10 protein-coding genes are annotated in these 15,812 nt (G+C 59.0%); 4 read left to right on the forward strand and 6 right to left on the reverse strand.

Annotated features, from left to right (window positions below; translation table 11 throughout):
- Positions 1-426: 426 nt before the first annotated feature.
- The 3 genes from HLG82_RS07860 to ppdK form a co-directional block, all read right to left on the reverse strand.
- Entirely contained in the window at positions 427-2,262 is a 1,836-nt protein-coding gene (locus HLG82_RS07860; RefSeq protein ID WP_193326298.1) for a hypothetical protein, read from the reverse strand.
- Positions 2,262-3,119 (reverse strand): hypothetical protein, encoded by an 858-nt coding sequence (locus HLG82_RS07865; protein WP_193326299.1) that lies wholly within the window; start codon positions 3,117-3,119, stop codon positions 2,262-2,264. The genes HLG82_RS07860 and HLG82_RS07865 overlap by 1 nt, the downstream gene beginning before the upstream one ends.
- A gap of 386 nt (positions 3,120-3,505) precedes the next feature.
- On the reverse strand, positions 3,506-6,238 hold the full coding sequence (gene ppdK, locus HLG82_RS07870) for a pyruvate, phosphate dikinase (RefSeq protein WP_193326300.1): 2,733 nt from the start codon (positions 6,236-6,238) through the stop codon (positions 3,506-3,508).
- 384 nt (positions 6,239-6,622) lie between these two features.
- Between ppdK and HLG82_RS07875 the strand changes: the two genes are divergently transcribed.
- The 4 genes from HLG82_RS07875 (at position 6,623) to HLG82_RS07890 (ending at position 9,399) form a co-directional block, all read left to right on the forward strand.
- Positions 6,623-7,441: a phospholipase D-like domain-containing protein gene (locus HLG82_RS07875; protein ID WP_193326301.1), complete on the forward strand. Its 819-nt coding sequence runs from the start codon at positions 6,623-6,625 to the stop codon at positions 7,439-7,441.
- A complete protein-coding gene (locus tag HLG82_RS07880; RefSeq protein ID WP_193326302.1) occupies positions 7,428-8,069 on the forward strand; it encodes a phospholipase D-like domain-containing protein in 642 nt (213 codons plus the stop codon). Before HLG82_RS07875 ends, HLG82_RS07880 begins: the two co-directional genes overlap by 14 nt.
- Before the next feature lie 263 nt (positions 8,070-8,332).
- Positions 8,333-8,974 carry a helix-turn-helix transcriptional regulator gene (locus tag HLG82_RS07885; RefSeq protein WP_193326303.1) on the forward strand — a complete coding sequence of 214 codons (642 nt, stop codon included), beginning with the start codon at positions 8,333-8,335 and terminating at the stop codon, positions 8,972-8,974.
- A gap of 263 nt (positions 8,975-9,237) precedes the next feature.
- Complete coding sequence (locus HLG82_RS07890) at positions 9,238-9,399, forward strand: hypothetical protein (RefSeq protein ID WP_193326304.1); 162 nt, start codon at positions 9,238-9,240, stop codon at positions 9,397-9,399.
- A gap of 394 nt (positions 9,400-9,793) precedes the next feature.
- Here the strand turns inward: HLG82_RS07890 and HLG82_RS07895 are convergent, their stop codons facing one another.
- From HLG82_RS07895 to HLG82_RS07905, 3 genes are all read right to left on the reverse strand, one after another.
- A complete protein-coding gene (locus HLG82_RS07895) occupies positions 9,794-12,328 on the reverse strand; it encodes a S8 family peptidase (protein WP_193326305.1) in 2,535 nt (844 codons plus the stop codon).
- Positions 12,321-13,367, reverse strand: a complete 1,047-nt coding sequence (locus HLG82_RS07900; protein WP_255313869.1) for an AAA family ATPase — start codon at positions 13,365-13,367, stop codon at positions 12,321-12,323. The genes HLG82_RS07895 and HLG82_RS07900 overlap by 8 nt, the downstream gene beginning before the upstream one ends.
- 102 nt (positions 13,368-13,469) lie before the next feature.
- Positions 13,470-15,713 (reverse strand): type ISP restriction/modification enzyme, encoded by a 2,244-nt coding sequence (locus HLG82_RS07905; RefSeq protein WP_255313870.1) that lies wholly within the window; start codon positions 15,711-15,713, stop codon positions 13,470-13,472.
- Between the last annotated feature and the right edge of the window lie 99 nt (positions 15,714-15,812).

Here is a 15,812-nt window from a genome sequence, read left to right on the forward strand (position 1 = left end):
ACCAACGGGACGCTGGCGGGAAGCCAGGCCGGGTCAATAGCAGACCTATTGCAGATCAACCACAACCCACCGAGGAGCAAGGCTACCCTCACCTAATTGAGTTTCGAAAGCCGAAAGACCCCTTATTCAAATGTTGGAATGATTCCGGTTTTTGGGGGCCAAGCGTGGGGTGCTGGACGTCATGGTGGCCCTCCACGGCGACACCCGCCACGTTGATGGGGCACCTGACGCGCTGATGAGCCGCCTGACGCGAAAAAGTCGGACCTGGCACAGCGCCGAGACGCCCACTGGAGCCCGGAACGGCCCTGGCCTGGCGACCCACATGACCTTCGATGTCGATTTTTGAACCGATGTGGCGTATATACGAAGATCGGTTCAAAAATCGACATCGAAGGACGGGTTACTCGCCCAACAAGGGCGGGCGACCTATCGGAGGTTGTGCTCGGTGAATCCCTGCGGCGAATCCGCCACACCAGCCGCACCGGCCTGTGCCATCGCGGTCGAGTAACCGGTCGCAGCGGAATGCGAGGCCTCCTTGGCCATGTCAACGGCGCTCACACTGGCCGCCTTCGCAGACTTCCCCGCGCGCGAGAGAATCGGCGCCAGGCGCTTGCGGAAGATGACCGCCAAAGCCACTCCCACCAGCACCAGCGCGCCGAGGATGCTCAGGCCAATGATCTTGCCCAGGCTTGGTCCGGATGCGTAGGCGTAGAGCGCGGGCAGCTCGCCGCCGTCGCCCTCGTAGGATGCCGTGGAGCCGTCAACCGTCCAGCCGCCCGTGGCGTCGGAGAAGCTGTGGAAGGTTCCCAGGTTGACGCGCGCGCTGACCTTGTCAACAGCCATCATGCCCACCATGCTTGCGGGATCTAGCTTGAGGTTGACCTGGTAGTCGGCGCCGTAGGCTTCCCTTTCGATGGTGCTGACGTCTCCCACCTCCACGGTGCCGCGCACGAACTCGTTGACCGCACTCGAGTTATCTGCCGCGGGCTTGAGCACGAGCGAGTAGGTTCGTTTGCCGTCAGCGTCAGACTTCGTCATGGTGCCGGCATCGGCCGGCGGGGTCAGCGTCTCGTCGATCTGGTCCAGGAAAGCTTCGTATTCGGCCATGTCGAGCACGGCGTCGATGTTGAGCGTCCACTGGCGCGACATGTCGACGTCCATCGTAATGTTCATCGAGTCGAAGGAGACCGACTTGACGAAGGTGAACTCGAAGGCGCCCGTGCCGTAGTTGGTGTCCTCGCCGTCGTTCGTGGGCGTCTTATAGCCCTCCGGCGCGGAGACCTTCACGGATACATCGCAGTAATCGGCGCAGATTTGCACCGGATCGACGCTGCCCTTGTAGGTGCGCTCGATGCGCGCGTCTTTGCCGGAGTTGTTGGCGACCTCGAACTTGGTGGTGTCCTTGCCGAACACGGCGTCCACTCGTTCGACGAGTTCCTTCTCCGAGGCCGCCGAGAAGCTCAGCGTGCGCTGGTAGTTCCTGCTTTCGCTATCGACGTCGGCGTCGACCTTCGCGCCCGCGATCTTGAGGGAAGCGAAGAAGTCGTCGTCGAGCTTCTTGAGCGGCGCGCCCGGGGTTCCGGAACGCTTCGTGCGCACGACGACGTCGTAGCCCTTCTCCCCGACCGGCGCGATTTCGAGGGCCACGGAGCTGAAGCCCTGGTCCTGGGTCTCGTCGATGCGGAGGGTGCCGCCGTATTCCTGCGTGTAGGTCTTGTCGCCGAACTTGACCGTGCCGGCCCCCTCGGCCTCGATGACGTTGGAGGCCTCAGATTTGTCGATGACGTTCTCGACGACGAGCGCCTCCGGCAGCCACTTGAGCAGATGCGTCGAGGAGAAGTTCTCGGTGAACTTGAAACCCTTCTTCAGCATGCCGTCGGCGTTATAGAAGGTGACTTTGGGCGTGATGTCCTTGCCGCCGGCCTCGAGAACCTTCGCCACCTTGTCCTTGTAGTCGTCGAGCGAGGAGAAGGTGAGGGTGAAGGAACCGGTCACGTCGGCGTCGGCGACGTTGAGGCCCGAGTAGGTCAGCTCGGCTGGGAGGTGCTTTTTGATGGCGGCGTCGACGGCGTCGAAGCCACCTTGGATCTTGCCCTCGGCGTCCTGGTTGCGCTCCATCTTGAAGGACATGGTGCGGGTGCCGGCGCCGGCGTCGTTGAGCTCGAGTGCGGTGGTGACGCGCGCGCCGCACGCGCTCAGGACGAGGAGGAGGGCCGCGAAGAGCGCGACCAGGCTAAAACGTGACGTAGTGCGTTGCGTCATTAGAAAGCCATCTCGAAGAGCGCCATGGTTGCCAGGCCGGAGACGAGCAGGGCCAGGCCGGTGAAGAGCGTGTGCGGGACGAGCAGGGACTTCTCCACGGGGGCGATGCGGTTGAGGCCCACGTAGAAGGAGAGCTCGGCCATGAAGATGGTCATGGGGATGCCGATCATGGAGATGATCGTCGCCAGTAAGAAGGTGGTGTAAGAGGGCAGGATGCCCACCACTGCCGAGATGACCAGCATGAAGATCCACGGGGTGGCCGCCACGGCCCACACGGTCGCGACCCGGCCGAAGGGGACGTTGAGCCCGCGCACCTTCAGCGTGAAGAACATGCCGGCGATGCGGGCGAAGACGAAGATGGCCGCGAGAATTGCGCCGATGAAAAAGGCCTGGAGGCCCGCGGAGAACGGGCTGCCGGCGGCGCGGAAGGCGGAGCCGAAGACGCGTCCGAAGGCATCGTTCGCGCCGTTGACGGTTGCGACGGCCACGGAGAAGTAAACCAGGCCGGTCAGGCCGAGGAAGACGCCGACGGCGACGTGCCAGTAGTGGCGGTAGGTCTCACCCAGGTTGAAGGCGTCCACGAGCTTACCCTTGAAGAAGAGGACAAGCGCGGCCCACAGTGCGGTGAACGCGCCGCCGACCGTCTCGGTGGGCTTGGCAGGCGCCGCGGGGACGGCGATCGGCTCGGTGGGGGCCGCCGGCACGTAGGCCGGGGCTTCGGCCGGGGCCGGGGCTTCGGCCGGGCGAGTCGGAATAGGCGCCGTCTCGGCTACGCTGGGCTCACCCTCCGGGCGACCGGGCAGCGCAGCGGTCTGCGACATATCTGGTTCTTGCGTGGGATTGTTTTCGTTTTCCACGGTATCTCTTTCATTTGTGCGTTTAGCATGTGCGTGGCACGAACCGGGCGGCACCGTGGCGGCACCTTCCGCGGCCGTGCCCTTCTACCCTAACAAGAACTTGTACCCAAGCGTACAAATCGCCCGCGGGCTGACCTCCCCGACACCGCCCGGCGCACGACGCCGATGCGCGCGGCTGGCACCGACGCGCGGCGACCCCAGCACCCTAGGGCCAGACACCCAGCGCCAGACACCCAGCGCCCCAGCGCCAGACACCCAGCGCCCCGAAGAAAACACAGCAGACATGGCTGTGGCCCGATCCGAAGATCGGGCCACACCCGTATCGAACGTCGCGGGCTACCGTGGCCTACGCGCCAGTGCGCGCGAGCCTCGACCCGCTGATGCCACTACACGTGGTCGAAGCGGCGCTCGTAGGTGGTCTCGTTTTCGATGGCGGCACGGCCAGCCTCGAGGCGGGCGACCGGCACGCGGAAGGGCGAGCAGGAGACGTAGTTGAGGCCGACCTTCTCGAAGAAGTGGATCGAGCTCGGGTCGCCGCCGTGCTCACCACACACGCCCATCTTCATGTCGGGCTTGGTGTGGCGGCCGCGCTGGACACCCATGTCAACCATCGCACCCACGCCGCCGAGGTCCACGGACTCGAACGGCGAAACGCCGAACACGCCATAGTCGAAGTACTCGTTGAAGAAGGTGCCTTCGACGTCGTCGCGCGAGAAGCCCCAGGTGGTCTGAGTCAGGTCGTTGGTGCCGAAGGAGAAGAAGTCGGATTCGGCTGCGATCGTGTCGGCGGAGACGGCTGCGCGCGGCAGCTCGATCATGTTGCCGATCGGCAGGTCGAGCTCAACCCCGGTTTCGGCGGAGACCTCGGCGATGACTTCGAGGGCCATGTCGCGCACGATCTGGAGTTCACGCACGCCGCCGATGAGCGGGACCATGATCTCCGGCTTGGGGTCCTTGCCTTCCTTCTTTAGCTGTGCGGCAGCTTCGGAGATGGCGCGCACCTGGAGGCGGATGAGGCCCGGGATCTTCAGGCCGAGGCGGACGCCGCGCAGGCCGAGCATCGGGTTCTGCTCGTGGTGGCTCTTGACGGCGGCGAGGAGCTCGCGCTCTTCGTCGGTGATCTCTTCGCCCTTGGCTTCCTTGACGGCGAGCTTGACCGAGATCTCGGTGAGGTCGGGCAGGAACTCGTGCAGCGGCGGGTCGATGAGGCGCACGGTGACGGGCAGGCCGTCCATGGCGGCGAAGATGCCGATGAAGTCCTCGCGCTGGTACGGCAGGAGTTCGGCGAGGGCGGCGGTCTGGGTCTCTTCGTCGTGGGCGAGGATCATCTTCTCGATGAGCTTGCGGCGCTCGCCGAGGAACATGTGCTCAGTGCGGCACAGGCCGATGCCTTGGGCGCCGAAGTCGCGGGCGCGCTGGGCGTCTTCGGGCGAGTCGGCGTTGGCGCGCACGAGCATGCGGCGCTTTTCGTCGGCGTGGCGCATGATGCGGTCCACGGCACCCACAAGGTCCTTGTCGTCATCCGACGACGCCGCGGCCAGGCCCGCCTCCAGGCCTTCGGCGAGGTAGGTGGTCACCGGGGAGTCGGTCACAGCAACGGCGCCTTCGAAGACTTCGCCGGTGGTGCCGTCGATGGCGATGATGTCGCCGACCTTGAATTCCTTGCCGGAGGACTTGACCTTCATGGTGCCGGCAATTTCGTCTACCAGGAGGTCATCGGCGCCGACCACGCAGCAGCGGCCCATGCCACGCGCCACGACGGCGGCGTGGGAGGTCTTGCCGCCACGAGCGGTGAGGATGCCTTCGGAGACGACCATGCCCTGGAGGTCCTCGGGGTTGGTTTCGCGGCGAACGAGCACAACCTTGGCGCCTGCCTGGGTGCGGGCAACGGCGGTGGCGTTGTCCATGACGATCTCGCCCACGGCTGCGCCCGGCGAGGCGGGCATGCCGCGGGTGATGGTGGTCTTGGCGGCGGACTTGTCGAACTGCGGGAAGAGCAACGAGGTGAGCTGCTCGCCGGTCACGCGGGTGACGGCTTCGTCGCGGGTGATGAGTCGCTCGTCGACGAGCTGGTCCGCCACGCGGAAGGCCGCGGCCGGGGTGCGCTTGCCGACGCGGGTCTGCAACATCCACAGCTTGCCGCGCTGGACGGTGAACTCGATATCGCACAGGTCGCGGTAGTGGGTTTCGAGGCGGTCCATGATGGCGAGCAGCTCGTCGTAGGACTTCTTGTCGATCTCGCCGAGCGCGGCCAGCGGGAGCGTGTTGCGGATGCCCGCGACGACGTCTTCGCCCTGGGCGTTCTCGAGGTAGTCGCCGTAGACGCCGGAGTGGCCGGTGGAGGGGTCACGCGTGAAGCACACGCCCGTGCCGGAGCCTTCGCCCATGTTGCCGAAGACCATGGTCTGGACGTTGACGGCGGTTCCGATGTCGTTGGGGATGTGCTCGCGGCGGCGGTAGATGCGCGCGCGGTCGGTGTTCCAAGAGTTGAAGACGGCCTCGACGGCGAGGTCGAGCTGCTCGCGCGGGTCCTGCGGGAAGTCCTTGCCGGTTGCTTCCTTGACGATCGCCTTGAATTCGACGACGAGGCGCTGGAGGTCCTCAGTGGTCATGTCGGGGTCGCCGGCGTAGCCCTTTTCGGCCTGGAGGGCATGGAGGGCGTCGGCGAAGGGCTCGCCTTCGATGTGGAGGACGGTCTTGCCGAACATCTGGATGAGGCGGCGGTAGGAGTCCCAGGCGAAGCGCTCGTCGCCCGACTGTTCGGCCAGGCCGATGACGGATTCGTCGTTGAGGCCGATGTTGAGGACGGTCTCCATCATGCCGGGCATGGAGAACTTTGCACCGGAGCGGACGGACATGAGCAGCGGGTCCGACGGGTCGCCCAGACGCTTGCCCATCTTCGATTCGACTTCGCGGATTGCTCCGGTGACCTGCACGTCGAGCACCTCGGGCGCCGCACCTTCGGTGAGGTAGACGCGGCAGGCTTCGGTGGTGATGGTGAAGCCGGGAGGCACGGGCAAGCCAAGGTTGGTCATCTCTGCGAGGTTTGCGCCCTTACCGCCGAGCAGGTCCTTCTGGTCCTTATCGCCCTCGGTAAAGTCGTATACGTACTTTGTCATCTTCCCTCCGTTGGGATTGTGGGATTTCGTTCGTATCCAGTGTTCACGTGGGTGGCAGCTGCCACCGCGCACCGCCCAATAATCTACCACCGGGCAGGAGGATGTGCGACTTTCGACCCGGGTGCCCGCGGTGCCGCAAACCAGCCCAAGTAACTACGCTCTTGACGTAAGCCGACATGTGCGAGCGCACATGACCAGCAGCAGGACTATAATCGTGTTATTCAATTTTCTTTACTGCTTTTCTCTAAAGTCGTTAAGTAAACGGCCCGAACGTGGCTTTTTACGCCAGAATGTGACCCCCGGTAATGCGGCCGAGGCGCCATTATTAAAGGTTTCTTCAAGGCGCGAAACGGCCCCGGAACTTGACCACACGGATGTGAGAACATGCAACGAAGACTCACCTACCTCCTCACCAGGATACTCCTGTACCTATTCCTTGCATCCGTCCCGTTTCTCAAGCGCCTCCCGCTGTCACGGAAGTACACGGAGAATTTTTCGCTCGGCAGGTTCTACGCGAACGACGGCTCGGTCAACTACGCCACGCTCATCGCCAACAACGACCGCGCGAGGATCGAGAGGCTGCGGGCCATCGAGCACGCGAAGGAAAAGATCAAGGTGGCGTGCTATCGGTTGAAGGCGGATGCCTCGGGGAAATTATTTACGGCGAGCCTCGTCAACGCAGCCAAGAGGGGCGTGAAGATTGACATCATCCTCGACGGCCTCTCCCTCAAACTCAACGCCGGGAAGAATAAGTATTACAAGGCGCTGAACAGTTTCGAGAACGTCAACATCGTGGTCCACAATCCGTTGCGGTTCCTCAAACCGTGGACGCTGTTTGGGCGGATGCACGACAAATACATGATTGTTGAGGACAAGCTGGCGTTCGTGGGCGGCAGGAACATCGAGGATCGATTCCTTGTTCACGACGCCGACACCGCGTACGACTGGGACGTGCTCGTCTACAGCGAGAAGCGGGCGCCGGACGACGTCGTCGCGCAACTGGACGACTATTTTGACGAGATGAAAAAGCGCGTCAGCACGAGTCTGGATCGGGCGTGCCTGTTCGCAACTGATCGGGAAAACGCCAGGATCCTGGAGGAGCTCGACGGACTGTATCGTGAGGTGAAGGTCGAGAGTCCGGCGAACTACGACGTCGTCGACTATCGGGAAACTGACGCGGGTGGAGAGTGTGGCGCTGATTAAGAACCCGGTGGGGGCGGCCGCGAAGGCGCCCGAGAGTCTGCACGACATCAGCGCGCTCATGCGCAACGCGAAGGCCAACGTACGGGGCCACACCCCTTACCTCATCGCGAACCAGCGGATGTACGACGTGCTCGCGGGAGCAGCGGCGCAGGTGCCGACGACGATCTTCACCAACTCGCCGTTCAACAACGCGAACGTCATCGGCGCGGGCGACTTCATCATCCAGAAGAACAAGATCAAGAAGCTCGGCGCGGACGTGCTGCTGAGCTCGAAGGCGCGGTCGTACCACGGCAAGGTGTTCACGATCGACGACGAACTTATCGGGGTGGGGAGTTTTAACTGGGATATGCGGTCGGCGTATATCATCAGCGAAGTGATGCTCGTTGAGCGCGGGAGGGAGTTTTTCGCCGCGAACGTCGGGAAGCTGGATTTCTACGAGGCGGATGCCTACCAGCTGCAAAGGCAGCCCGACGCCGGAGCCGTGCGTAGCGCGGTTAAGGATGCGGGTGCGGCCGTGAAGGGCGCGGGGGCGCAAGCGGCGAACCGCATCAACCATGCGATCTACAGCAAGACTGCGCTGCTGACGCTGATCGTGACGACGCTGTACCCGTTCAGATTCCTGTTTTAGGGCAGGCTGGCCGGGCGCCGGCTGCCGGCCGCCGAAAACTGCTCCCGCAACTTGAGCTTGCGCTCATCCCCCGCATAGCTCTGAAGAAACGCGGCCGCTTTGCAACTCCAGGTTGCCCGATTTCCGCGTGCACTTGCTTGACAGCAAAAATGTTTCTCTGTCTACTGAGGGAAGACCGCCCACGACTGGCGGTTGACCGCCTATTGCCGGCGGTTGACACCCGCTACTGTGAAAGAGCACCCACTCGAGAGGAAGTCGGACTGATGGATCTTAATGACACTTTTGCACGGCATTTGAAGGCTGCCCGGAAGAGGCAGAACATCACGCAGGGTCACGTGGCGGATGTGCTGGGGGTGTCGCGTCAGGCGGTGTCGAGGTGGGAAAACGGTGATGGCTACCCTGAGGTGGAAAAACTGGTGCTGCTTGCGCGGGAGCTTGGAGTGTCGCTAGATAGTTTGTTTGCGTTGCCCGCAGCGCCGCATACGGATGGGTCGGAGCTGGAGGCGACGACGGCCGAGGTGCAATCTGAGCCGAGCGGCGGGGCTGAGGCGTCGGCGTCGTCGACGCAATATGTGCGCGTGCTGCAGCCGTCGGAACGGATCGCGATCGAGTCCCCGGACGGCGAGAAGCTGTGCTTGTGTTATGACGTGCGGGCGACGAGGTCGTTCGGGACGGGCGAGATTAAGTACGCGCTGCTGGCGGTTACCGAAAAGGGGTTCTGGAACCGGAAGGAAGAAATCATCGGCTGGTACACCGACCTCGACGCGGCGAAGCGCGAAATCAAAGCCGTGTACGCCGCGATGGCGGCCGGTCATACGAGCTACGACCTACAATATTTCACGCCCATCGAGATGAAGGGCAGGTTCGGGGCGCCGCGGATAGCGGAGGAAACGCAGGAAGCGTGAAGTGGCGAACGGCTATGTGAGACCGCGCGTGGCGGGCTGCGCGGAAAACCTGAAAAACGACTGCTAGGAATCTTGAAAATCGGCTGGTAGCGTCTGTGTGCGGCTTTCCTCTTGATGCCGGCATGAAAACCAGTAAGATTTATACATCAGCGCCTCCCCAAGGTTAGAACCTAAACTCTTAGGTTTCCTCAAATGCGGGAGGCCAATTTTTATTCTTCTCCCGCAGAGGCAATCAGAATCGGCGGCGGAGGCTTTTTGCCTGTATGAATTCTGCGGAGGTCACCGCCGACGACGTCAAGCACCTCAACTGGCTCGAGACCAAACTTGGCGACAGGCTACTCGACGAAGTGCTGGTCTACACCGGGCGGGTGGCGTACCGGCGACCCGACGGCGTTGCGGTGGTTCCGCTGGCCATGCTCGGCTGAGGGCGTGCACGGCTTCGCGACGACGACGGCCGAGGTGTGGGTGACGACGACGGCCGAGGTGTGGGTGACGACGGCGGCTCGAGGTTGAGGGGCGCGTTCGCGACGACGACGGCGGGGCGCGGGGAACACACGGAGAGCGACGAGCCTCAGATTTTCCGGGCGAACCGAGCTATGACCTACAGTTTTTCACACCCGTGGAGATGAAGGGCAGGTTCGGGGCGCCGCGGGTGAGGCGGAAACGCCGGAGGCATGAGGCTGGCGTCCGATCCCGCGCTTGACGCCTTATTTCGCTAGGTCCCGACGCAGCTATTCTTCGTCGACTTCGATGAGGTCTGTCAAGATCGCATTCATCAAGTTAGGATTACCCCATGAATGGGACCAGAGATCGGAATCGCTATAGTGCGGGGATCTCTGTCGGAACCGGAACTTGAAGCTGAGTAGCGATTGGCGTATACAAGTCCACATCCTGCCGCTCCGTCTGAAGCGAGATCAAAAGCGCGTATCGGACGGGTTGATCGCGACGATCTTTCCGACGGTTGTTTTTCCACCATCCACCAACCGGATAAACCGCCACGTTATTGCAGTGGGCTAACTCAGCGCCGGCGCCAGTCCAGTCGTCTTGGTGCAAAGAGCCTAAATGCCGGCCTTGCGCGCCGAGAAACCAACGGCCTGACTCATTCGGTCGCGACCCATGTTCTTCATTCTGGGCCTCCTGATTAATTCGTTTGATAAATTCGGCTTGGTTCTCCAATCGGCCTTGAAGATCAAACCGCAGACCATGGGATGCATACTGATACTTGTTACGCCAACCTCGCCGGGACGCCGAGGGCTCTACAAAATATGACAGTGTGACTCGGAGGCGGACTTCGCTATCCCCGAGCTGTTGAAGGACATCAGTTGGCCAAGGCAACGGGTGGAGACGGAACTGCCGCATTGTGTACCGGTCACCGCTGAACGGCGTGAAGTGATCTTGAATAATGAGTGTGACTGCATTTCGTCCCGAGTTCAACACAGCTTCTTCCGATGGAACACCCCAACCAAACTGACGAAGAAGATCTTGGCGTGTGCTCTTTCTATGATCTGTTTTGAGCTGTTGAATCATCGAGTCCGTCCACTCTGCCGAGTGTGTCAAGAGACCTCGCACTGTTTCCGGCCAATACAACGGGTACCGTTGCATTGTTAAAGCCGCCAGCCGGGAGGCCTGTGCAGTTGCAGCGCTCGTAGCGTTAGCAGAGGTTATACCAACATTTGACTTACGCCCAGTCGTGCGTAACGAGAGTGAAGGTAACCTTGTCTCAAACATCCCGGCGTCGTCTGTCAAAACGTTGCCACCCTCCATACAGATATCCGGTTTAATTGGCCATCTGTTCTTATCAAACTGACACGAGGTTGACGTATGTGGCGAGATGTCTCCTGATTCTGCTAGGACCCTCCAACCAGCGTACTGCGGGTCAGATGGGGCATTGGTAAGTTCGGTGTAAGCACCAACAGTAAGGGCATTCCAAGCCTGGCCAGGATCTTGAATGAGGGTATTCTGACAATTCTTACGGTAATCGGAGTCGTATTTAGGCACGTTTCCAACGGAGACCACAATGAGTCGGGCCGATGCGGGATCAGGCTCCGATAACAGCTGGAGTTCGTCGTTGTCTCGAACAATTTCCGTACCTACAGCTAGCGCATCAACTGAAGCCGACCATAACGTTGGCCGACCAGGAACGTCCGGTTTGTCGCTTAATGTCAGGCTGAATACTCTTTTGCGATCAGGACTCGTTGCTTCCGGCCGATTAACCGCTTCAACTGTGGCAGTGCCATAATCACGCCGTTCTACCCACTGCTCATCGCCCCTTGGCCACATTCGCACTGATTCGAGCCGATGATGAAGCGTCACACGTCTCGATCCCTCGAGTAGTGGATCAAGATTCCCGAAAAGGGCAAGGCCAGCCATCGCTGTACCGTGTCCTTGAATCTGTGCATCAGTTACAGAAGGACCGTAAATCGAGTGCTGGTCATCAGCAGATAAAGATCCTTCGAGAAGTACATGGGCACGAAAAACACCCGTATCTAAAAGGCACACGGCTGGCATTTCGTCAGGAGCAACAACGATCCTTTGCGAAAGGTCGTCAATGTACTCGGTCTGTTCATCGTCACTCAGATCCTCCACCGTCTCAATAAATTGAGCCCGCCGAATTTCGGTTACAGGAACCGAGGTAACCGGAAGTATCTTTAATTGCTCCCATGATGCTTCCACCCACACAATAAGGCGATCGCTAAAACGATATTTACTGAGACGAGCCCTAAGCTCGTATGCGTCAACAAATCCTTTCCAAGTTTCAACATGCTCATGTGATCCGTCGAGCCATAGCGCCCACCATTGCTTGCCCGATCTCGGCGGTTCTCCCTCAGACGTCCATAGATCCTCTAGAACAGCTGTGCGAATACGCGAGATATTCGCGACGAGGCCCTCGTTCTTTGGTCTACCTGTGCGCGTGTTCTTTTCGTCGTTGAGGTAATCCTCAAAGAGTTTCAAAAACTGCGAACGATACGAGTCGGATACCCAAACGGTAGCCGTCTCAGGATGTCCATTCTGAGCTTCTCGCACCGATAGCAACAACCACTTTGGCTTGCTTGCTCTCCCGCCCGTAAACCCGTTGAGGGAGTCGAGCTTCAATGGATACTTAGATTCTTCTCCTTCAAGCACGATGATAGTGCCCGTTGCGCGCAGTTCCTCATCGGAAATATCTACCGTTGCAACTTTTTCATCGAAAGTAGCGAACACTTTCTCCGCAGAATGCTTCAGCGCCGCCCCATGAGCACAACGATCAACTTTACGGAGGGGCTTTCCCGCTCCGCCACCCCCTCGGTGGAAGCCCCTTGTTTCGGAAAAACCACGCACGTAGAGGTGATCAAGATTGCGGTGTACCTCAGCCAAGACTTGCCTTTCGACGTAGAGTTAGTGCCACAACGAGATCCTCCCGTTGGACTTTTTTCTCGCCACGCATCAGCACTGCTTTCGCTGCGGTCTCGGCTGCCTTTACGAGCTCAGCATGGCTCAGGCCAACCGTATATTCGCCAAGCCCAGCCATGCTGATTCCACTTGCTAGTGTGCCAAGGCGTGCTTTCATAACGGTGGTTGCCTGGCGCGCATCCGGCAACGTGTATGTTAAGACGGCGTCAAACCGGCGAAAGAGTGCCTTGTCAAGAATTGAACGATGATTGGTGGCTGCAAGAACGAGCGATTCAGGGCTCGCCTCCTCCAAAAAGACGAGGAACGAATTCAGGATCCGACGAGCCTCTCCGACATCGTTCCCGGAACGATCAGCGCCGAGAGCGTCAAACTCATCGAACAGGTAGACAGCACGTCGTTGAGCAACTGAGTCAAAAACTAGGCGAAGCTTACTGGCGGTCTCACCCATGAATTTACTCATAAGGCTATCCAGCCTCACCGTAAACATCGGTAGCGAAAGTTCAGTCGCAAGCACGGCGGCAGTCATAGTTTTACCCGTTCCTGGAGGCCCTTCCAGAAGTAACCGATGTGCCGGAGTAAAACCATACTCGAGTAGGTTTAGCCGCTGACGTTGTTCGGCAAGAACCTGCTTAATTTGTGCTCGAAGTTCATCAGGAGCCACGAGCTCACGCAAGCGAACATCGGGGTAAGTTGCCTCAACGAGCTCAGCGAGTTCACCACGAGGCTGCACCAGCGTGGTGACCGTGTTAGCACGAGCGCGTTCACGAGAATCGTCAACGGCCTTCTTGATGTCGTTGGCAAGTACGTGATGCCCAGCTTTAGCTTCACGAGCAGCCACTTGAAGAGCGACTGAGTAGAAGTTAGCGTCATCTCCAGAGGCGTAGCTACGCACCATCGCAGCAACGTGTTGCCCGTTACCAACCATGACGCCCCCTGCTATTTTTCTTGCAAGCCACTCCTCAAAAGCAAGGATACCGTAGGATCCAGAAGGAAAATCAAGCAAAAATGAATACTCTCACCCAGACCGCATACCCAATGTATGCTCATACACTCTGCAGCGCTGTCGCAGGCACGTTGAAAGCTAGTAACCCGCGACAACAGCACATTATTCCTCAATGACAAGTTCCGGGAGGGAGGCCACGAGCGCCTGCGTACGCATCGAGACCGTCACCAGACGCGGAACCAGATTAGCGATGTACGCCGGGTCGTTGATCTCGCGGCAGTAATCGTTCGGGTCGTTGACGATCTGCGACGCCTTGTGCGTGGTGATCTTGTAACGATCCACCACCCACTCGAGCGGGCTACGCCCGCCGATCTTGTATTCATTCGCCTCCACCGGGATACCCGTGAATTGCAGATAAGCGTTGTAGATCAAAGTCGAGTAATCATTCTTATCTTTCTGGCGCTTATTGACTGCGGAAGAAGGCAACTTGGCCCACTTCATTTTCTCTACGCGGTACTTCTGCCACTCATCGTCGGGCAGAATCATCGACCATTCTTCTTCCACCCCAGGATACGGTTCCACGGTTTCATAGTTGACGTGCAGCTCCGCAAGCTCACGGCCTACGTTGACGTAGCTCCAGAAGTCAGAGACCTTCGGGATGCGCGGCAGCATCTTCTTCAAATCGGCCGCATACTTTTCGCGGTACTCCGGGTGATGTAGAAGGGCGTAGACGTAGAAAAAGATGTCTTCCTTACTAATTCGTTCTCCACGAGGGTTCCTACCGTCGCTGTAGTGAGAGCGGTAGGCAACCAACGTCGCGTCCGTGATGTTGTCGCGACGTCGATAGCCTCCTACCTCCAGCGGCACCTGCGAACCGATGGGACGGTTGAAGTCAAAGGTTCCGGAGAACTCAGTTGGAGCATCTGGGTATTCCGTCAGCCCGGCAAGATCAAATCCATACTCGTCCGAAACGGGGTGCCACGTATAAAGGGAGAAAATTTGGGTTGACACCCCCGCACCGAGCATGTGTAGATCTGGAAGGTCTTCGTGCATGAAAGTTGCGAATTCTTTAGCTGAGCCTGGACCTGTCAGTGCCATTGAAAGATTCGGGTGGCCCTGAGTGGGGAAAATCTGCGGAAGCTGATAAGGGCGATGATTCAAATGGCGATCAAAATAGACAGGTTGCTTGCAAAATGGTCGATAGATCGCCATCTGCACCTGTTCGGGGTTAAATATGAAAGTCTTTCTTTTATTGAAATGCGTATCCAGAGAACTTGACCATGAGACTTTCGTGGCATCCATACTCTTCACACCGGATGACACTTGAGCATTGTAATTCGCAATCATATTACGCATATTCGTCTCAACTGCTCGCCGTGAGAAGTTATAAACCCACGCATCTCGATTCGTTTGAAGACCGGCAGAATACATCAAAAAAATCGCTGGCGTTTCAGGCTTTCCTTTTGTCTTTCCATCTCCAATCGCTTGATACTCAAGGTACTTCTCATCGCGTTGATTAAGCCAATCCCCATGCTCGTTGGGTGAAATCCTGGCGAACTCGGTACCTAACACGCTTTTCTCGGCTTCCAAGACGTCCAGCTTTTCCCTGTGCGAGAGGTAATCCGGCGTCTCCGCAAACATCACGTTCGTACGGCGGCGTTTATGGCTAGTTTTGACCAGCAACGTAATAGCCACACCGGTCATAATCTGGAAAACATTTCCGCCTTCTCGAGCTGCGACATCGCCCATTTTCCCGCGTACGGCTCCGCGAAGGTTATAGACGTAGATGTCAGAAAATTCCTCTTGCCAAGTCAGCCGTACGCCGTCAGCGGTATTACCGTCAATAAAGCTCGAGTTGGAGACAAAAGCGATCACGCCTTCTTCCCCGATACGATCCGTTGCCCAACGAAGGGCTCGGAAATAGGAATCATAAAGAGAATTCTTATTCGTTGCAGTCGAGCGTTCGGCGTATGTTGCAGCAATTCTCGCATCAAGCTTCGCGTACTTGAGGTTCTGGTTGTCATCATTCGCCGAATCTTGCCCTGCTGAATATGGCGGGTTCATCACCACAACCCGGATCGGGGCTTCCTGCTGACGCTGAATACGCTCAATGTTCGGCTGGAAATCGCCTAGACCCTCCATAGGAGTTTCTTCCTCGCGTAGCTGGAAGGTGTCCGTGAGCGTGATCCCCGGGAACTCCACATACTCGTCTGGGAATCCCTGTTCCTTACGAATCTCGTGATAAACCTGCTCGATGTTAATACTGGCGATGTAGTAGCTGAGCAAGACGATTTCGTTGGCGAAAATTTCGTGCAGATACTTGTGCTCGAGCTTCTCAGCCGGGATGATTCCACTCTGCAGCAGACGCGTGACGAACGTGCCCGTGCCGAGGAACGGTTCGCACAAGAAGCCACGATGGATACAAGACCCCGCTTAGCGGCGGGTGCTACTCGGAGCGCGGATACCCCTGGTGACTAGGGATTTCGCGCAAACTAAGTGGCTTTC

The organism is Trueperella pecoris, assembly GCF_014926385.1.
Lineage (GTDB): Bacteria > Actinomycetota > Actinomycetes > Actinomycetales > Actinomycetaceae > Trueperella > Trueperella pecoris.

Coding starts and splice junctions, on each gene's coding strand:
- ppdK (WP_193326300.1), bottom strand. CDS start 6,238: ATGACAAAGTACGTATACGACTTTACCGAGGGCGATAAGGACCAGAAG.
- HLG82_RS07890 (WP_193326304.1), top strand. CDS start 9,238: ATGAATTCTGCGGAGGTCACCGCCGACGACGTCAAGCACCTCAACTGG.
- HLG82_RS07885 (WP_193326303.1), top strand. CDS start 8,333: ATGGATCTTAATGACACTTTTGCACGGCATTTGAAGGCTGCCCGGAAG.
- HLG82_RS07875 (WP_193326301.1), top strand. CDS start 6,623: ATGCAACGAAGACTCACCTACCTCCTCACCAGGATACTCCTGTACCTA.
- HLG82_RS07860 (WP_193326298.1), bottom strand. CDS start 2,262: ATGACGCAACGCACTACGTCACGTTTTAGCCTGGTCGCGCTCTTCGCG.